The 17,424-nt window shown below is 55.2% G+C and carries 17 protein-coding genes and 1 pseudogene; 8 read left to right on the forward strand and 10 right to left on the reverse strand.

Annotation, left to right across the window (positions count from 1 at the left end):
• Positions 1-149 precede the first annotated feature (149 nt).
• Positions 150-593 carry a hypothetical protein gene (locus tag HPY30_16525; protein QYZ67443.1) on the forward strand — a complete coding sequence of 148 codons (444 nt, stop codon included), beginning with the start codon at positions 150-152 and terminating at the stop codon, positions 591-593.
• 82 nt (positions 594-675) lie between these two features.
• Here the strand turns inward: HPY30_16525 and HPY30_16530 are convergent, their stop codons facing one another.
• Positions 676-1,929 carry an outer membrane beta-barrel protein gene (locus HPY30_16530; protein QYZ67444.1) on the reverse strand — a complete coding sequence of 418 codons (1,254 nt, stop codon included), beginning with the start codon at positions 1,927-1,929 and terminating at the stop codon, positions 676-678.
• Positions 1,930-2,005: 76 nt separating this feature from the next.
• A complete protein-coding gene (locus HPY30_16535; GenBank protein ID QYZ67445.1) occupies positions 2,006-2,347 on the reverse strand; it encodes a hypothetical protein in 342 nt (113 codons plus the stop codon).
• Between the two features lie 370 nt (positions 2,348-2,717).
• On the opposite strand from HPY30_16535, the gene HPY30_16540 reads away from it, so the two are divergent.
• The 6 genes from HPY30_16540 to HPY30_16565 are packed head-to-tail and all read left to right on the forward strand — an operon-like array spanning position 2,718 to position 6,974.
• Positions 2,718-3,065 (forward strand): metalloregulator ArsR/SmtB family transcription factor, encoded by a 348-nt coding sequence (locus tag HPY30_16540; GenBank protein ID QYZ67446.1) that lies wholly within the window; start codon positions 2,718-2,720, stop codon positions 3,063-3,065.
• Between the two features lie 27 nt (positions 3,066-3,092).
• A complete protein-coding gene (locus tag HPY30_16545; protein ID QYZ67447.1) occupies positions 3,093-3,329 on the forward strand; it encodes a thioredoxin family protein in 237 nt (78 codons plus the stop codon).
• A gap of 22 nt (positions 3,330-3,351) precedes the next feature.
• Complete coding sequence (locus HPY30_16550; GenBank protein QYZ67448.1) at positions 3,352-4,353, forward strand: ArsJ-associated glyceraldehyde-3-phosphate dehydrogenase; 1,002 nt, start codon at positions 3,352-3,354, stop codon at positions 4,351-4,353.
• Positions 4,354-4,394: 41 nt separating this feature from the next.
• The gene (locus HPY30_16555) at positions 4,395-4,784 is read left to right on the forward strand and encodes a DUF2703 domain-containing protein (GenBank protein ID QYZ67449.1); all 390 of its coding nucleotides are present in this window, start codon (positions 4,395-4,397) and stop codon (positions 4,782-4,784) included.
• Between the two features lie 23 nt (positions 4,785-4,807).
• Positions 4,808-6,028, forward strand: a complete 1,221-nt coding sequence (gene arsJ, locus HPY30_16560; GenBank protein ID QYZ67450.1) for an organoarsenical effux MFS transporter ArsJ — start codon at positions 4,808-4,810, stop codon at positions 6,026-6,028.
• On the forward strand, positions 6,021-6,974 hold the full coding sequence (locus HPY30_16565) for a permease (protein ID QYZ67451.1): 954 nt from the start codon (positions 6,021-6,023) through the stop codon (positions 6,972-6,974). The genes arsJ and HPY30_16565 overlap by 8 nt, the downstream gene beginning before the upstream one ends.
• Before the next feature lie 93 nt (positions 6,975-7,067).
• Here HPY30_16565 and HPY30_16570 read toward each other — a convergent pair.
• The 4 genes and pseudogenes from HPY30_16570 to HPY30_16585 form a co-directional block, all read right to left on the reverse strand.
• Positions 7,068-7,502 (reverse strand): annotated as a pseudogene (locus HPY30_16570) (hypothetical protein).
• 82 nt (positions 7,503-7,584) lie between these two features.
• Positions 7,585-7,950 carry a hypothetical protein gene (locus tag HPY30_16575; GenBank protein ID QYZ67452.1) on the reverse strand — a complete coding sequence of 122 codons (366 nt, stop codon included), beginning with the start codon at positions 7,948-7,950 and terminating at the stop codon, positions 7,585-7,587.
• Positions 7,951-8,335: 385 nt separating this feature from the next.
• Entirely contained in the window at positions 8,336-8,680 is a 345-nt protein-coding gene (locus HPY30_16580; protein ID QYZ67453.1) for a hypothetical protein, read from the reverse strand.
• A gap of 90 nt (positions 8,681-8,770) precedes the next feature.
• The gene (locus HPY30_16585) at positions 8,771-9,634 is read right to left on the reverse strand and encodes a sterol desaturase family protein (GenBank protein ID QYZ67454.1); all 864 of its coding nucleotides are present in this window, start codon (positions 9,632-9,634) and stop codon (positions 8,771-8,773) included.
• 96 nt (positions 9,635-9,730) lie between these two features.
• Here HPY30_16585 and HPY30_16590 point away from each other — a divergent pair, with 96 nt between their 5' ends.
• A complete protein-coding gene (locus HPY30_16590) occupies positions 9,731-10,399 on the forward strand; it encodes a metalloregulator ArsR/SmtB family transcription factor (GenBank protein QYZ67455.1) in 669 nt (222 codons plus the stop codon).
• Between the two features lie 33 nt (positions 10,400-10,432).
• On the opposite strand, the gene HPY30_16595 is transcribed toward HPY30_16590, so the two are convergent.
• The 4 genes from HPY30_16595 to HPY30_16610 form a co-directional block, all read right to left on the reverse strand.
• Positions 10,433-14,194 carry a DUF490 domain-containing protein gene (locus HPY30_16595; GenBank protein ID QYZ67456.1) on the reverse strand — a complete coding sequence of 1,254 codons (3,762 nt, stop codon included), beginning with the start codon at positions 14,192-14,194 and terminating at the stop codon, positions 10,433-10,435.
• On the reverse strand, positions 14,191-15,915 hold the full coding sequence (locus HPY30_16600) for an outer membrane protein assembly factor (GenBank protein QYZ67457.1): 1,725 nt from the start codon (positions 15,913-15,915) through the stop codon (positions 14,191-14,193). The genes HPY30_16595 and HPY30_16600 overlap by 4 nt, the downstream gene beginning before the upstream one ends.
• A 277-nt stretch (positions 15,916-16,192) precedes the next feature.
• Entirely contained in the window at positions 16,193-17,092 is a 900-nt protein-coding gene (locus HPY30_16605) for a DUF3943 domain-containing protein (protein QYZ67458.1), read from the reverse strand.
• 60 nt (positions 17,093-17,152) lie between these two features.
• Positions 17,153-17,302, reverse strand: a complete 150-nt coding sequence (locus HPY30_16610) for a hypothetical protein (protein ID QYZ67459.1) — start codon at positions 17,300-17,302, stop codon at positions 17,153-17,155.
• Positions 17,303-17,424: the final 122 nt, after the last annotated feature.

Below are 17,424 nucleotides of genomic sequence, written 5' to 3' on the forward strand. Positions count from 1 at the left end.
TGAATGCTCCGGGCCAAACCGACACTTCCGCCATCCCTGGCGGTCGGAGTCAAACTGCGCAAACAATGGCGGAAAAAATGACGTGGTTGGGGCGGTTTGACTCCGCCCCCTTCAATCAATTTTTTTATCAACATGAGTGGAGATACAACATGAAAACAGTCCTGAAGAGCCTGACTTTTGCCATCCTCAGCAGCATTGCCGCAGTTGGCTATGCCGACATGGGTGACAGCATGGATCACAGCAGCCATGATGCTATGGCTTCCCAGCCAAAGATGTTCCTGGAGAAGACCCAGATCGACGGCTACACCGTCAGCTTCCATGTGATGCAGGCCAAAGAGGGTATGCAGCATGGCGGTAGTCACAACCTGATGATCAAGGTGGAGAAGGGGGGGCAGACGCTGAACGACATCACCGCCAACTCCAAGGTGGCCAGCCCCGACGGCAAAGAGAGCAGCAAGATGCTGATGAAGATGGGGGATTGGTATATGGCAGGTTATGACCTGGCATCAGCCGGAAAATATCAGTTGATGGTGCTTTTCAAAACCGTTGACGGGCAAAAACATTTCGGCGGTGTTCACTATATGGCCAAGTAGGTGGATTAGCTGCCGGAAAAGAGAGCATGCTGGACGACTCTCTTTTCCGGGGCTGAAATCCCCATATCAGTATGTTTCCATTTTAAAAAGTAAGCCCTACGGTCAAATAGATCCGCTGCCGATCGAAATCGTACTCGTCCGTTGGCATGCCATCGGACAGATAGGCATCCGAGGTATCCCGGGAAAATATCTTGTAGTCTGCTGAAACATACAGATTCTTGTTGGGAAGATGCTTCACTCCCACACCCCAAGACAACAGATCATCCTGACGTGTTATTTCCTGGTAATCCGCAACACTTTTCGAGAGGGAGAGACTGCCGATCGTCTTCGGCATGAAATTGTACTCCAGCGTACCCCCCAGGTCGGTCAGGAGATATCCAGAAGAGCCGGCCACGGTGGTTTCGTTGAGTGTGCGATTGAAGAGCAGGTTCAACCGGCTCTTGGAATTGAGCAGCCAAACGAGTTTTCCACCAAAGTCAATCGCATCCACCCGGCTGAAACGTGGATCATCGTAATTCTGCGTCATCAAGCCGAGATAGCCGTCGAACAGTATTTTCTGTTCAGCTTTGTACTTGAAACCAAGGGCGGCACGATAGCCGGTGGAGTCCCGTTGGTAACCATCAAGACTCAATGCCTCATCGTAGTCGCGGCGATTGTAGAGCGTTCGTGCATACCATTCACTGGCGTCGGTTACGCTGTGCTTTAGTTGTAGCCCTACGCTATCCAATCGTCTATCCCGATCATCGTTATAGATCAGGGAGTCGTCAACTGCGGGAACATTGTCATAATCAAGCCATTCACTGGTCATACCAAGACGCAGTGAATAGAGGCCGATATCGTGGGACACGCCGGCACTCAGTTCAGTTGAATCATAGGTGGTCGGCTCAAGTCCACTCAGGTTGTCTTCCGGTGAGTCGCGTCCTTCATGCTCCAGACTGTAGCCAATACCACCAAACACTGATGTTTTGTCTGATAGGTCATAACGTCCCCGGAGTTTGAAAAAAAGATCTTCGTAGTTCTCTTTGGAATAGGTGCTGTAGAGCCCTAAATCCGCCCCAGCACGAAAGGTGAGGTTGTGGCGATCCCACAAGGATTTTGCGGCGATTCTTGGTGATATCAATAGAATGGAATCATCCAGCGCATCAGCATTCTGTGCATAGATATTATCGTCATATATATAGGTGGCGTTGAGCGAGATAGGATAGTTAAAATTTCCTGCATCCTCGTCAGGCGCAGCAGTTTGATCAGCTGCAGTCACCTCGGCTGCAAACAGCAGGATAGTGATACACCAGAGGATCACCCCAGTATGTTTAAGTCTGCCGATTTGCATAGTCATCTTCATGCTTTTCCTCTGTGGCATCATGAAACGGCAAAAAAGGCACCGAGGCGCCTTTTTTGCTTGAGCGAAAGTTTTAGCTTCTTCCACCCCGGGTGCCACGCATGTCGCTCGTTGAACTGCTGCCCATGGCCCCGGAACCGACACCGTTTTGGAAAGCACTACCTGTACCGGAGCCTGACTCTGTGGAGCCATCCTCAGCATAACGGTTGACGGAATCCGCACCGGCACCCATGCGAACGAAGTCAAGGAACTCCTCGTTATCGCCATCCATAGTGTCGAGACGGGTGTTATGGATATCGTTCGGCATGTTGGCCCATCCCTCGCCCCAGATGCTGTTGTGATCCGCCATTGCATAAGGCGTACTGATTGCAGTCAGAGTAAAAGCCAGGAAAGCGTGCTTGGTAGACTTGTTCATTTGTTGATTACCTCTTGCTAATAAGAAAGACGCATCAGAGGAGTAGGCGGTATAAGACTCAGCCGCATCCGATGTGTGTATAGCAATATAATGCACAGATATTTCCCATCTGTTTCTCTGCTGTATCAAATCGTTTCATAGTGATGATAGGCATCATTTTTTATTGACCGCATCACAATTAATTGTGATCGAGATGAAAATATGTAAGTAGGTGAGATGTAGGTCACAGACAAATTAAGAATGTCACAACTCACAGGTAGAGCTGTATCGACTCCGACCTTTTTGGTAGGCGAGACAAATTTTTCTTTGCAATATCTATTTGTGTAGATATACTCTATATCTTCTTCCGTAGATATAGAGCTGATTCGATATGTCGCCCACACTGCTTTTCAAGGCGCTCTCCGATCCTACCCGTCTTCGTTGCCTCTCCCTGCTTGTCAATCATGAAGAACTTTGCGTCTGTGAATTGACCCAAGCGCTGGGACTTCCCCAACCCAAGGTCTCCCACCATCTCGCTGGTCTGCGCAAGGCGGAACTGGTCAGTGACCGCAAGGTTGGGCTATGGATCTACTACCGTCTCAACCCGGAGATTCCACCCTGGGTGGAGGCGGTGATCCGCAAGACGGCAGAAGGAATTCGGGATGAAGAGCCTTTTGCCAGTGACACCGTTGCCTTGGCGGAGATGCCCAACCGTCCCAGTGGCGTCTGTAGCGCCTGATTTTTACAAGATCCAGAGGAACCGATTATGAAAAACATCAAGGTATTGGGCTCCGGCTGCAAGAACTGCGAGACCACCGCCAATCTGATCCGAATTGCCGCAGAACAGGCAGGCGCGGAGATCGAACTCGAAAAGATTACCGACATGGCGGAGATCATGGGCTACGGTGTGATGTCCACCCCTGGTGTGGTGGTCGATGGCAAGGTGGTTCATGCCGGTGGCCTGCCGGGTCCAGATCTGGTCCGTCAATGGATCGCTGAATAGACTACCTTAAGGAGAGATAGAGATGACTGTAAGAATTGGCATCAACGGTTTTGGTCGCATGGGTCGGCTGGGTCTGCGGGCAGGTTGGGGAAGGGACGAGTTTGAGATTGTCCGCGTCAATGAGATTGCCACGGATGCTGAGGGTTCAGCGCACCTGCTCAAGTTTGATTCGGTGCACGGCACCTGGGATCTTGGAACCGCGTCGGATGATGAAGTGATGATCGTCGACGGCAAGCCGTTGGCCTACTCATCAAATATGCAAATTGGGGATACTGATTGGTCGGATTGTGACATCGTCATCGAGGCCACCGGTAAACACCACAAAAAGCCGGACTCCCTGAATGCCTATTTCGAACAGGGTGTGAAGAAGGTGATCGTGGCCGCACCCACCGAAGGTGCGCTTAACATTGTCTACGGAATTAATGACGATCTTTACGACCCAGCGGTGAATCATCTGCTGACCGCCGCTTCCTGTACCACCAATTGTCTGGCGCCGGTGGTCAAGGTGATGCATGAGCGGATCGGCATCAAACATGGTTGCATGACCACCATCCACGATATCACCAATACCCAGACCATCGTCGATAAGGGTCACAAGGATCTGCGCCGGGCGCGGGCTTGCGGTCAGTCGCTGATTCCCACCTCGACGGGGTCGGCCAAGGCGATCACCCGGATATTTCCTGAGCTGGCCGGCAAGCTCAATGGCCACGCCGTGCGGGTGCCGCTGCTCAATGCTTCACTCACCGATTTCGTCTTCGAGGCCAGTCGTCCGGTAACGGTTGAAGAGGTTAACGGCTACTTCAAAGAGGCTGCCGAGGGTGAATTGGAAGGGATTCTGGGCTATGAGGAGCGGCCGCTGGTTTCTGTCGACTATCTCAATGATTCGCGCTCCTCCATCGTCGACGCGCTCTCCACCATGGTGGTCGATGGCACTCAAGTCAAAATCTATGCCTGGTATGACAACGAGTGGGGTTATGTGGAACGGATGATGGATGTTGCAGGCAAAGTGGCCAGTTTTTTATGAGTTTTTCTAACACTGATCAGTGATCGCTGGAGGATAGAGACATGCATGACAAGAGACTGGTTGTCGAATGGCGACATATTGAGAAAGCGGGAAATACCTGTGTCCGTTGCACCGATACAGGTGTAGCTTTGGATATGCTAATCGAACGGCTCGCAAAAGAGTGTCAGCCATCGGGCTGGGATATCAGATTGGAGGAGACACTGCTGGATATGGATGAGATCGATCAGTCCAATCTCATTCTCATCAATGGACGACCTATCGAGTCAATCCTACCCGAGGCCAGTTCGGGTAAGAGTCACTGCGATTCCTGCTGTGAATTCACTGGCCAGCCGACGGATTGCAGAACCGTGACCTTTGGCGGAGAGACCTATGAAGCACTGCCGGAGACCCTGATTCGCGAGGCGGTCTGTCGGGTTGCCGCCTGCTGTTAACTCTCTCATGACAATGGCCGATAATGGATAATAACCTCAGAAACTACCTGACAGTCACCGGCGGCTATTGGGCCTTTACCATCACCGACGGTGCCATCCGCATGTTGGTGGTACTCTACTTCCACCTGCTGGGCTATTCGCCCTTCGAGGTGGCGATGTTGTTTCTCTTCTATGAGTTCTTCGGCATTGTCACCAACCTGGTGGGGGGGTGGCTGGGAGCACGTATCGGCCTGAATCTCACCATGCATATCGGTATGGGGATGCAGGTGGTGGCACTGTTGGCGCTCACTGTGCCGGATGCCTTGCTCTCCGTACCTTTTGTGATGGCTGCCCAGGCGTTGTCTGGCATCGCAAAAGATCTGAACAAGATGTCTGCCAAGGCCAGCGTGAAAACCTTAAGCGGTGGTGGTGAGTCGAAGCTGTTCAAGTATGTTGCCGTGCTTACCGGCTCCAAGAACGCCCTCAAGGGGGCGGGGTTCTTTATCGGAGCGGCCCTGTTGGAGTGGATCGGTTTTCGGGCAGCGCTGGCTGTGCTGGCGGGTATGTTGCTGGTAGTGCTGGTGGTAACAGCCGTGTTATTGCCCTCCGGTGTGGGCAAGATGAAATCCAAACCCAAGTTCACCCAGGTATTCTCCAAGATTCCGGCGATCAACTGGCTGTCGGCGGCCCGCTTCTTCCTGTTCGGTTCCCGTGATGTCTGGTTTGTGGTGGGTCTGCCGGTGTTCCTCTATGACGTGCTGAAGTGGGAGTTCTCCTGGGTGGGTGGTTTCCTGGCGCTGTGGGTGATCGGCTACGGTTTCGTGCAGGCCGCCGCTCCAAGAGTGGTACGGCACACTCATCACGGTCAGGGGCCTGGCGGCAATACTGCGCGCAACTCTGCCTTTCTGCTTGTGTTCATCCCCGCAGGCTTAGCTCTGGCGTTGGGGCAGGGATGGGATTCGCAAGTGGTGCTGATCCTCGGTCTGATTCTTTTCGGTATCGTCTTTGCCATCAACTCAGCTGTGCACTCGTATTTGATTCTTGCCTATTCCGATTTTGACAAGGTCTCGATGAATGTCGGTTTTTATTATATGGCGAATGCAGGCGGCCGGTTGGTGGGTACAATGCTCTCCGGTTGGGCCTACCAGACGCAGGGGCTGGTGGGGTGTCTCTGGTGGTCGGCCGGGTTCTTGTTAGTGGCTGCGCTGCTTTCGTTTCGCCTTCCTGATGTACCCCATGAGAAGAAAGAAGCTGTAGATGTTTGAGGTCCTGGCAAACGTGCTGATCTATCAAGGCATGGGCCTGGATCCGCAATCATCCGCAGGCGCGGCGCTGCACTTCTTCGTCATGGATCTGGCCAAGATATTTGCACTTCTGGTTATTGTCATCTATCTCATGGGGCTGCTGCGGGCACTGCTGTCCCCGGAGCGGGTTCGCAGATTTGTGCGTGGTCGCCCCGATTGGCAGGCACGGGGGGTCGCGGTCTCACTCGGTGCGGTGACGCCATTCTGCTCCTGCTCTTCGGTGCCGCTGTTCATCGGTTTTGTGGAGGCAGGAATACCTTTGGGCGTCACCTTCTCCTTTCTTATCGCCAGCCCGATGATCAACGAAGTTGCCGCAGTAATCCTGGTTGGCATCCTCGGTTGGAAACTGGCGGCGCTCTATGTAACGGCGGGGTTACTGGTTGCCTGGTTCGGCGGTTTGGCGATGCAGGTATTCAGGCCGGAACGTTGGGTCGAGGATTACGTCTGGAAGATCCACATGGGAGAGGCTGACCTACCCGAGCCCGACAGATCCTTCGCTGGCCGACATCGCTATGCGGTAGCGGAGGTGAAGGAGATTGTCGGGCGAATCTGGAAGTGGGTGGTACTGGGCATAGGCGTGGGCGCCCTGTTCCACGGGTTTGTGCCTGAACAATGGGTTGGTGAATATCTGGGAGGCGATGCCTGGTACTCGGTACCGGCGGCCGTGGTGTTGGGCATTCCCCTCTATTCAAACGCCACCGGGGTGATTCCGGTGGCCGAGGCGATGCTCACAAAAGGGGTTGCCGTGGGCACTACGCTTGCCTTGATGATGAGTGTGGCGGCCCTATCGCTGCCCGAGATGCTGATCCTGCGCAAGGTCATCAAGTGGCAGGCGCTGGCCCTGTTTGCCGGTGTATTGGCCGTGGCATTCACTCTGGTTGGCTGGGGCTTCAACTTCCTTGCCTGAATATTATTGTGATTTCTTCACCCGTTTTCTTTTGGCGGTCACATCAGACTCAAAGATAGATCCCCCGTTCTCTATGATCGGATTATCCAACGGTTTCCCAAGCATTCTTCCAAGCAACGCTTTGGATTTTGCGGCAATAGAGACCTTGGAAAGCCGCCGCTCACGCAACAGAAGACTCTGCATCAGGAATCTATCCTGGTAGAGAGTGTTGGCGGCAGAAGGGCTGAAAGGGGTGTTCAATGAAATCCGCGCAATGTGTCCCAGATTGATGCCTCGGCCATCGTCGAGCAGGATCAGGTGTGGGGCGATCCCTTTTGTGGGGTCAGGCCGTGGGAAATCGACAACATCCAGCAATTCAAAGGCAGTATCCGAAAGGCGGATGCCCATGTTGATATCACCGGGTTTGAGTTCGACGAGATAGATTTTTTTGCCTATCGCGTTCTTCAATGCCTCGACCTGTTGCGTATAGGCGGGGGAGGGCCAAAGCCGGTCTTGTGCATTATCCGTCCCGGCGGCAGCTTTGGTGATTTCACAATGCTGATCTTTCATCTCTTTGGGTTTGATTCCCCGTCGTTTAAATATTCAGACCGTTTGTGGTGGGGCGGTTTATTCACTCGCAATCATCAGATGCTGATAACGGATCTTCCGCAAACGCCTTTGGCATGATCTCGATCCTGATTGAAATGTCGGTGTCTTTTACTGCCACGCCTCTGGTCCAGACAACGGCATATTCGTTTTTGAAAGCGCCAATGTTGAAAATACCCGGTTTGACGGAAAAACGGAATGCACCTTTCCTGTTGGTATCTACACTGTCCAGGACGACATTGTTGCTCGCGTCGGTCAGCATTATCTCTACATCGGCAACAGTTTCTTCATCATCCATCACCACGCCGGAAAGGGTCAATCCAAGAACCTGACCCTGCCAAAACAGGAACAGGAGTAGAAAAAAAGGTATTCGATGGGGCAGGGTGGACATGGATGTTACTCCTCCGGGTTGTCCGCCAGTGACTTGCGTCGACTGGATTGCAGGATTCTGTCACGAATTCGGACCAGGTCTCCGGCTGTTTGCCAATCCCTGCAGGCAGCAGCTTCGAGCCAGTCTGGGACGAAATTACCCAATGGGCATCATGCATTGCGGCAGCCAGGAACGCCACAATCGAGGCAGCATTCGGCCTGGCGTTGCAGCGTCTCGTATGTTTTTTTTGAAACTGAAAGCCGAAAGCCAGTGTGGCCAACAGTACCAGCAGCAGCGTGCTGTGCGGAAAATCCATTGAAAGCCAAATTAGTCGCTTGAACATTGCCTGACCTCCTATGCCTGTGTGCATGAGAAATCTTTGCGTGGGTTATGCAGCCAAACGAGGTTAAAACACCAACACCTTGTCCGACGTCAAGGTGCGTTCTGCCAGTTCCGCCATGGTGCTGCGCCGGGCGTCTTGCACAATGTCATCGTCCGTAAAACCACGGGCATCCATACAGGCGCCACAGAGCAGTACCTCATCCTTACGTAAGATGGATTTGAGCATCAGTTCGATGTTGTAGAATCCCTGGGGTACCTTCTGCCCGCGTTTTGCACAGACCACTGCATCGGCCAGCAGAAATACCGTGACCTTCGCATCTGTCTTGTTCAGTGCCTTGGCCAGGCGCAGACCGTGATAGCTGCGTTCCGTGCCATAGGGTGGGTCATTCAAGATGATCAGAGTGTTCATGATCGGCTCCATATCAGACTTCGACTGCAGTTTTTACGGGTGGGGCATCCTTATCTCATTGCGCCATCTCGCCAAAAGCGGCACAGCCCTTTATTTTTCATCGCTGTTGCTCCATTCGCGGCGGTTGATGGCGTAACCACTGATCTTGCCGACAAAGGGTAGTGCCAGCATACCGGGCAGCTGGTTGACCTGTTTCGGATCGCGGTATTTGTGGATGCCTATGGTCATGCCTTCATGACCGCCTCTGGGTTGATCACGATAGGTGCCGAAGAGCCGATCCCACCAGGGCAGGCTGAAACCGAAGTTGCTGTTCGTCTCATCGTCCTCCACTGAATGGTGTACCCGATGCATATCAGGCGTGACCAGGAACCAGCGCACTACCCGGTCCAGGCTTGCCGGCAGTCGGATATTGCTGTGGTTGAACATGGCAGTGGCATTCAACACCACCTCGAAGATCACCACAGCCACGACGGGTGGACCCAGCAGCAGAATGGTGGCGAACTTGATCAGCATGGAGAGGATGATCTCCAGGGTATGGAAGCGGGCGCCGGTGGTGACATCGTAGTCCAGGTCGGCGTGATGGACCCGGTGCAGGCGCCAAAGAACAGGTATCGCGTGGACCATCACATGCTGCAGGTAGATGACAAAATCCATCGCTATCACTGCAATGACGACCGATAATATGAAGGGGATGTCGTAGAAGTGGAGCAGCCCCCAACCTTGCTGCTCGGCAAGGGCGGCAACACCCACCGCAGCCGCAGGAAAAAGCAGTCGCAGCACAATGCTGTTTAGAAACACCAGTCCCAGATTATTGGCCCAGCGGATACCCTTGGGGACGGTGAGGGTGCGGGCGGGTGAGAGGATTTCCCACCCTGCCATAACGGCAAAGATGCCGAAGAAAAAACTCAGACGAATGGGCAACTCATTGGCCAGAATCCAGTCGTGCCAGTTCATGATTCACTATCCTCCACACTCTTGTCTGCTATACTTTAATTTAATTATCATTAATTCAATAGATCCCTTGAATGATTGAAGTATAGTTGGGTTGATATGTCAACAGGTCATTTTAAACACGATCTTTTCAGCCAGTTTGCCCGTGTCGCCAAGGCGCTGAGCAATGGCCACCGGCTGGAACTGTTGGAGTTTCTGGCCCAGGGCGAGCGTAGCGTGGATGCCTTGGCCCGGGTCTCAGGTCTGACCGTGGCCAATACCTCCCAACATCTGCAGCAGCTCAGGCAGGCCGGACTGGTCATCAACCGCAAAGTGGGACACAAGGTCTACTACCGGTTGAGTGGTATGGATGTCTCGGCCCTGCTTGGCTCTCTAAGAGAAGTGGCGGAGCGCCACCTGGCTGACGTGGATCGTCTTGTCGATGACTATCTTAAGGTCAAGGACAGCCTGGAACCTGTGCCAGCGGCACAATTGCTGGAGAGGGTCAGGGATGGTCTGGTGACTGTACTGGATGTGCGTCCGCCGGAAGAGTATGCAGCGGGACATCTGCCGGGTGCGATCAATATTCCGCTGGCAGAATTGGAAAAGCAGCTGGATGCACTTGATCCTTCCCAGGAGGTCGTTGCCTACTGCCGTGGGCCACATTGTGTACTGGCATTCGACGCCGTTTCGAAACTGCGGGAGAGAGGCGTTAAAGCCCGGCGTCTGGATGGTGGTCTGCCGGAATGGCGCCTGGAGGGTTTTCCGGTGGAGTCCAGCTCAACATAGGAAAAAATGTCGTCCAGCGTGGTTTCGCCTGGTTTAACGCTCGATGGTGTAGAAAATATCCACTCCCTGTGAACGGCCGGTTTCCGTCTGAATCTGTAGTTTGTCTGTGAGGTCGTAGCGCAGTCGCAGCTTGGTCTCGCGCGTGGCGAGTTCGTTGACGTATTGCACATACAGGCGTGGCGATAGATAGGTGCCTGCCACCACAGAGGCCTCGGCCAGGCTGCTGCCCGCTTCTATTCGTAGCTCTTCCAATCCCAACTGACGGCCGGCTTCGGTGGCGAGGCTGCCCACACCCGCAGCCTGTAGTGCCGCGACTACGCTTACATCTCCACTGGATTCTCCCGGCGGATGCCCGGTGAGAAGATAGGAGACGATTTCGCTCTGGGTCATGGTTGGGGTGGAGTAGAGTGAAAGCTTGGGCGTCTTCAGGGTGCCGCTTACCCGCAAGCCGGCGGTTACCTCTCCAGCTTCGCGTACTGCTTGAACGTCCAGGCCCGGATTGTCCACAGGGCTGTCGGCGAACAGGGCGTAACCGCGTTCTATTTTGAGATCCTGTCCATAGGCGCGATAGGTGCCGTCCGTCACACCCACTCTGCCGCGGCCTATGACCGGTCTGCCCGGTTCATCGATCAGCAGCAGGTTGCCGGTGAGATCAGCACGCAGGCCAAAACCCTCGAAACTGACCCTGTCGCCGAAGATGATGCGCAGCTTGGAGTGAAAGTTTGGATCATTCTGCTCGTGCTGTGGCGCGTCACGACCCACAATCACCAGGTCCGGCGTGTCGGATACCGTGGAGGCGGGCAGCTCCCTTGGTCGGATACGACCGTAGGGGATGTGAATCTCGCCGTCAAGTTCAGAGCGTTTGCTGGTGTGCAGGATCAGCAGATCCGGTGATACGTGCATCTCCGCTTCCGGAATGTTTACCGCTACCCAATCCTTTCCCTGTATCTTGAGGCGGGTGGGATAACCTTCTGCCGGTTTGACGAGAGTCTCGCCCTCCAGCGTCAGGGTGCCGCCGCCGGAACTGACTTTACCCTGCAGTACCAGTCGGTCCAGCGTTGGGGCATTTATGTTCATGCCAATATCGCGCAGCTCCAACCCCAGTTCAGGGATGTCCAGGGCACCCTCCTTCAGCTCTGCTTTTCCCTTGATTTCTGGTTTGCCCAAAAGGCCGGACAGGACGAAATCCACATCGATGAACCCCGCCACATTTTGTAATTGCGGCGCTGCCACTGAGGCCAGACCCAGGTCGTTGATGCGTGCCTTCAGGTGACCCGTCAGGGGCTGCCTGTCCGGATCCAGGTCTGCGGTATTCACCCCCGGCAGACGTATCTCCCCGTCGATCTCTCCCAGATCGGCCAGAGGTATAGTGATTTCAGCATGGGCACCCTTGGCGTCCAGCTTCCCCTGTAGATTGCCACCGGAGAAATCCACTCGGCGGGGTTCACCATTCAGTTCGAAAACCAGCTCTCCCCTGGGTAGTTTGATATCGGCACGGCCGAGGATTGTCCCCTCGGGATCGGTGTGAAAGTCTGCTGCCAGGTCGCTGTGCCCCGTGAGTGCCAGCTCCGCTGGCATCCACTGCTGGAAGAAGGTTAGGGGAAAGGCCGGTGCGTCCAGTTTTGCCTTCCAGCCATGCTCCGCATTCCCGTCGAAGTCAGCGCACAGGCGTCCTTCACCGGCAGCCAGACACAGCTCCTGCACCCGTTGGGTTTTGGGTGACAGAGAAAAAGCGGTGGGGCGATCCAGATCCCAACGGCCGATTTCGGGCAGCGTGAGGGCCAGTGTCTGCAGATGTCCGCTCCAGCTGTCGTTTTCATCCAGCCCGGCATCAATAGTCAGTTGCGCTGCCGGTGCCTGCTGACTGTCCAGATTAAGCTCGATGCGGTGTGCGGTGCGTGCGCCTTTGGCACTCAGTGACAATTGTTGCCACTGCAAGGTGCCCGACTTCAGGCCTTGGGCCGCCAGGTCCAGCTCCACTTGCTGGTTGCGACTCAGATCCAGCGCCGCCTGTACCTGAAGTTCAGCCACCTCATATGCCTCGAAACCGATAGCCTTGCCGCCGATGTCGGCGTGAATTTGCGGTGTCTCCCGGCTACCGCTCAGGCGGCCTTCGCCCTGGAGGGAGCCACTCAGGCCGGGCCACAGACTGGCCAGGTCATCAGCCTGCAGGCTCCACTCCAGGTTCAGTACGTCACCGGCCGTACCATCGATGTGGGCCACGCTGTTGCCGGAGGTCAGCGCCAGACTGTCTATTTGTAACGTCTCAGCGGCGAGTTTCAGGTCGCCTTTGGCTTTGATCGGATAGCCACGCAGCTCACCATCCAGCCGTGCCAGTTTCATTTCAACCTGGGGGCCGTCTTCCAACAGCTGGCCTCGGCTAGTCAGATCCAGCGCCAGCTTGCCGGGAAAGTCAGGATGGAACTGTCCGGGATTGATACCGGCGCCTGTAAGATTTAGATCCCAGGCTGGCTGTGGTGTCCAGTCCGCCCGGCCGGAAGCGTCGATCTCTCCTTCGGGCAGGAGGATGTGCAGCGCCTCAAAGTCCAGGCCATCGGTATTGCCATTGCCGGATGCCTCCAGCGCGAGTGCCGGCTGATCCGGGATGAGCGCATCCAGGCTGAGTTGGTAGTGGTAGTCCGTTGGCTGACCGTCGACTTTCAATCGGCCCTGATTGCTGCGTACCTGGATTGTCTCCCCAGCCAGAGGCCAGCGCAGGTTGCTCCAGGAGAGGTCGGCATCGAACACGCCTTGAGCATCGTCGGCAAAGTATCGTCCACGTCCTTCAATCCTGGCGCCTGCGGGGGTGGTGATTTGCAGGTGCTTGGCAACCAGACTGCCCGCTTCATAGGTGATGGCAAGCGCCGTGTTCAGTTCCCCCAGGGAGTGCTCGGTCAGCTTTAGATTGCCGTCAGCTTTGGCCATCTCAGGGCTACCGGTTGTCTGTAGCCGTCCGCTGATTCTGGCAGGAAAGTCAGCGACGAAGGCACCGAGATCCGTGTCATTCAGCGCAAGTTTGGCATCCCAGCGGGGTGCTGTTTCCAGCTCGTACAGAGTGGCGTTCAGATTTGTGGACAGGGGGGGGGAGAAGGTCTGCTCAAGTTTGAGTTCGGTCAGGTTGCCGGCGAAGCGGCCCTGTCCTGACAGTCCGGGACCCTCCGGCAGCTGATAACGCCACTGCAACTGCAATTCCAGGGGCAGTGTTGGAATCAGGCGTACATTTCCGTTGACCTCCACTTGAGCGCCAAGGGCAGTGGCTTCCAGGTGATTGATTTTCAGTGTTTCACCGGAAGTTTGGCCAGCCAGGCTGATCTGTTCGATGATGACAGGTTCGGCAGCCGTGGGCTGGATGAGATGGAAGTCGGTTACCTCTACCGATTTCAACACCAGCTCAAGGGGTAGGGCGAGGCCGGGAAATGGCTCGGCTGGGGTGTTGTCTGACGCTGTTTGCGGCAATGTCAGACGGCTCTGGTTCAGTGCCAGGGAGAGGATCTGCAGGCGTCGCTGCAACAGGGCGACGGGCTGCCAATCCAGATTCAGATGGCTGATCTCCAGCAATAGATCGCCATCACGATAGCTGAGTCCTGTAAGGTACAGCGGGCCGGTGAGGCGTCCCTTGAGACTGACTGCCTGCAGCTCACCCGGTGCCAGATCCCTGGCCAGATCGAACAGCCAACGGGTGCCGCTTTCGCTGTGTGCAACAAAGCCCAGTCCCAGGATGAGGCAGACGGAGGCCAGCAGAATGGTGTTGATCAGGGTTGCCAGACTGCGCAGAATGAGGAGGCGCCAGCTCATAACTCGGGACCGATAACGATGTGCAGACGCACTGAGGGTTCATCCTGGCTCAGGGCGCTGGCCAGATCCACCCGAATGGGTCCCACCGGTGAGTGCCAGCGCACACCGAAACCGACGCTGTATTCGATGTCGGCAGCGTAATCCGGGTCGAAGGCGTTGCCTGCATCGGCGAACACGGCGGCACTCCACTTTTCCGCAAGCAAACGTTCCAACTCGATACTGCCCACCGCCAGAAAACGTCCGCCGATAACCGCACCGGTCGAGTCCTGAGGGCCGATCTCCTCCCACCCAAAACCGCGCACACTGTTGTCTCCGCCGGCGAAGAAACGTTTGGAAGCGGGCAGTTCCATCAGACTTTGCGTCAGGGTGGCTCCCAGTTCCATTCGGGTGAGGATACGCCAGTTGCCGTCGCCGAGGCCACGGATGAGCTTGTTGTTGGTATGAACCTGGAGGTAGCTGGTACTGGAGAGCAGTTGCTCGGCGGCTCCCTCGAAACGCAGGTTGACCCTATGGCCGCGCTGAATGTAGTAGAGACTGTCACTGCGCAGCTGCGACCAGCTCACGTAAGGCACCAGCAGTAAGGCGTTGTCGTCCTGCGCACCCACCTCAAAGTCTTCGTAGGAGTAGTCAATGCCTATGGTGCGCCGCCAGTGATTCTCCAGACCCACTGAACGGGCGCTATTGAGCAGCAGTCGTTCACCGCGGCGGGCATCGGTGTCGAAACGGTCTCCCTGGGCCGAGAATGAGAGGGAGTCCCTGGACGGGCGCTCCAGTGGGATGGTGTATTCTGTCTTTAACGAGCTGTGAGGTGCGGACAGGCGCAGTTCGCTGAGCATGCGATGGCCGTTACGGCCGAGTAGACGACGCTTCCAGTCCAGGGTGACGCGTGGCCCTGTGTCGGTGGTGAAGCCGAGTCCGATCCGGTAACGGTTTGGTTTGTTGGGCGTCAGTACCACTTCGGTGGGCACCCGGTCTTCCACAGCCTCATCACGCAGAGTGCGGACCTCCACGTGGCTGAAGTACTCGCTATCGATAAGGTTGGACTGCAGTGTCAGCAACTGTTCGTGGCTGAACGGGTCGCCGGGACCGAAGCGCAGGTAGCGTGCAAGAAACTCGGGATTCAGTATGTCCTGAACGAAGCGCACCTCGTCAAACCGGTAGCGCGGGCCGCTCTCCAGTTCCAGGCGGATCTCAGCCTGGTACCTGTCCAGGTCCACCCGTACTTCATGGATGCTGTAGCTGGCATCGAGATATCCGGCCTCTATGGCGCCGGATAGCAGTTGCTGCTTAAGGATCTTGTAGCGGGTCTGATCCAGAAAGTCGTTTTCGTACAGGTCGAGTCCCATGACAAACAGGGTATCCCCCCTGCCTGGACCGGTGACATTGAACTCGACTTTTGCCAGTTTTATCCGGGGGCCGGGCTGGATTTGGTAGAGGGCTTGAAAACCTGCCTCATTCTGTTCAAGTTTGGATTCAATTTTGGGTTTGAAGTGGCCGAAGGGTTGCAGCGCCCGACGAATCTCTGCCGGTGCCTCCCTGTGTAGCAGACGCAACCGACCCTCGGTCAGCCTCTTCCGTGTCTTCTCCTGCTCCAGGGAGAGGAAAGCACGCACATTAGCCTCCTGCTCGCCGTCCAGGCCTTCTATCTGCACCGCTATGTCCAAAGCATGCGCGGCAGCAGTGGCCAGCAGCAGGCAGGTGACTACAACAAATCGCCGCATCGGCTTCCATATGAGCAAATATCAGTAACCCATGACTCGGTTATCCAAAATTACGATGTATAGATTTTGATGGTATCAAACCGGCCTGATTATGCGTCAGTATAACCGATGGCAGGCTCGGATAGAGGGACTGGAACGGGTCAATGCAACGGGAAGGCATGCAACGGGTAGCGTGGCTACTTGTCGAAAGCTGTCTGCTTGCTGCGGGGTAGGATCTTGTCGGGTTACGCTGTGCTAACCCGACCTACGAAAATAAATCTGTTATCTTTCTACCTTTTTAGCGCCAGTTTAGGTTCATCTCAAGACCGAGATAATCACCTACCACGCGTTCAGTGTGGTAGGGCGAGTCACTCCATGCTTCGGGTTCTGAGTTGGTGTAGTAATTTTCTCTGACAAAGGATCGAAATTTCAGGTCAGATTCCACATCACTACTAAACCAGCCATCCACTATGCTGTTAGCGGCTCCCAGTGGGTCTGTGAGTACCAGGAGGGTTTTGTCACCGAAACTGTAGTGGCGCTGTGCCTTGATATTGGTACGTACACCTTCCACGTAGTAGCCGAGCATACTGCCGATCACGGGCGTAAAGATCAGATCCTGTATCGAGACCGGTTCAAAAAGGGCTTCGAGTCCGAATTCATACATTGAGGAGAAGGCGACGGATGCCCAAAATGAACTCATCTCGTCATAACCACGCTCCCGTGCACGGGTATAGTAGGCCATCCCCCAATAGGGATGCAGGATGTAGTTGATCCACCAGTGGTCCCCATCCCAGATTGGGTTTGTGACGTTATCCCACCACTTGGAGAAGCTGTAGTTGCTTTTGTCCTCGTCGCTCCACTGGGAGATGCTTTCCGGCATTACGTAGAGCACGGCGATGGCTGTTGCCTGGTAGCCTATGAAGTAGAATGCATCCCGTTTGATTCCATCCCAGTCAGCAGGGCTGTCGTCGTCCAGTTCCCTGCCAAAGCCGTAGGGACGGTCATTGAGTGATAACGGCTGTTCGGTCCCTTCAGCAGCCTTGGTCAGCCAGGATTCCTCGTTCAGCGTTGCGGCAAGATACTGCATTTCGTAGCTGGTTTCATAAAACGAGACTGGGGTGCTGGGGAGCCAACTGTTCGCCTGGGCAGCTGATGAGAGCAGCAATCCCATAAGGCAACTTGAAAGCGCTTTTATCATCCGAATTGCTTCCTAAGCGACCGGCTGGATTCGGTGGGTTCCTGCCCGGTCATGTGTTCGTTAAGTCTCCCAACGCAGATCGACCAGTTCCTGGGCAAGCTCCATCAGACGCTTGGCGCATTCCGGATCGGTTCGGGGTGGCACCTTGTAGCGCATCTCGCTGTATGCGTAATCCCTGAGACGGATACACGGACGCGGGGAATTCAGCATAAAGGGTTTGTGTCCCGCATTGCGCAGGGCGGGATTGTACCGGATCAGCGGCCAATATCCACTTGCAACTGCCGGATACTGCTGTTCCAGGCCCTGTCACAGGCCATAACCCTGGGCGATTC

Source organism: Gammaproteobacteria bacterium (ex Lamellibrachia satsuma), assembly GCA_019623805.1.
Taxonomy (GTDB): Bacteria; Pseudomonadota; Gammaproteobacteria; order Chromatiales; family Chromatiaceae; genus QGON01.

Bases quoted from the DNA above. Each gene is read 5' to 3' on its own strand.
- HPY30_16610 (QYZ67459.1), bottom strand. From the start codon at position 17,302: ATGCTGAATTCCCCGCGTCCGTGTATCCGTCTCAGGGATTACGCATAC.
- HPY30_16605 (QYZ67458.1), bottom strand. From the start codon at position 17,092: ATGATAAAAGCGCTTTCAAGTTGCCTTATGGGATTGCTGCTCTCATCA.
- HPY30_16545 (QYZ67447.1), top strand. From the start codon at position 3,093: ATGAAAAACATCAAGGTATTGGGCTCCGGCTGCAAGAACTGCGAGACC.
- HPY30_16580 (QYZ67453.1), bottom strand. From the start codon at position 8,680: ATGAACACTCTGATCATCTTGAATGACCCACCCTATGGCACGGAACGC.
- HPY30_16565 (QYZ67451.1), top strand. From the start codon at position 6,021: ATGTTTGAGGTCCTGGCAAACGTGCTGATCTATCAAGGCATGGGCCTG.
- HPY30_16595 (QYZ67456.1), bottom strand. From the start codon at position 14,194: ATGAGCTGGCGCCTCCTCATTCTGCGCAGTCTGGCAACCCTGATCAAC.
- HPY30_16540 (QYZ67446.1), top strand. From the start codon at position 2,718: ATGTCGCCCACACTGCTTTTCAAGGCGCTCTCCGATCCTACCCGTCTT.
- HPY30_16555 (QYZ67449.1), top strand. From the start codon at position 4,395: ATGCATGACAAGAGACTGGTTGTCGAATGGCGACATATTGAGAAAGCG.
- HPY30_16525 (QYZ67443.1), top strand. From the start codon at position 150: ATGAAAACAGTCCTGAAGAGCCTGACTTTTGCCATCCTCAGCAGCATT.
- HPY30_16575 (QYZ67452.1), bottom strand. From the start codon at position 7,950: ATGTCCACCCTGCCCCATCGAATACCTTTTTTTCTACTCCTGTTCCTG.
- HPY30_16600 (QYZ67457.1), bottom strand. From the start codon at position 15,915: ATGCGGCGATTTGTTGTAGTCACCTGCCTGCTGCTGGCCACTGCTGCC.
- HPY30_16585 (QYZ67454.1), bottom strand. From the start codon at position 9,634: ATGAACTGGCACGACTGGATTCTGGCCAATGAGTTGCCCATTCGTCTG.
- arsJ (QYZ67450.1), top strand. From the start codon at position 4,808: ATGGATAATAACCTCAGAAACTACCTGACAGTCACCGGCGGCTATTGG.
- HPY30_16535 (QYZ67445.1), bottom strand. From the start codon at position 2,347: ATGAACAAGTCTACCAAGCACGCTTTCCTGGCTTTTACTCTGACTGCA.
- HPY30_16590 (QYZ67455.1), top strand. From the start codon at position 9,731: ATGTCAACAGGTCATTTTAAACACGATCTTTTCAGCCAGTTTGCCCGT.
- HPY30_16530 (QYZ67444.1), bottom strand. From the start codon at position 1,929: ATGACTATGCAAATCGGCAGACTTAAACATACTGGGGTGATCCTCTGG.
- HPY30_16550 (QYZ67448.1), top strand. From the start codon at position 3,352: ATGACTGTAAGAATTGGCATCAACGGTTTTGGTCGCATGGGTCGGCTG.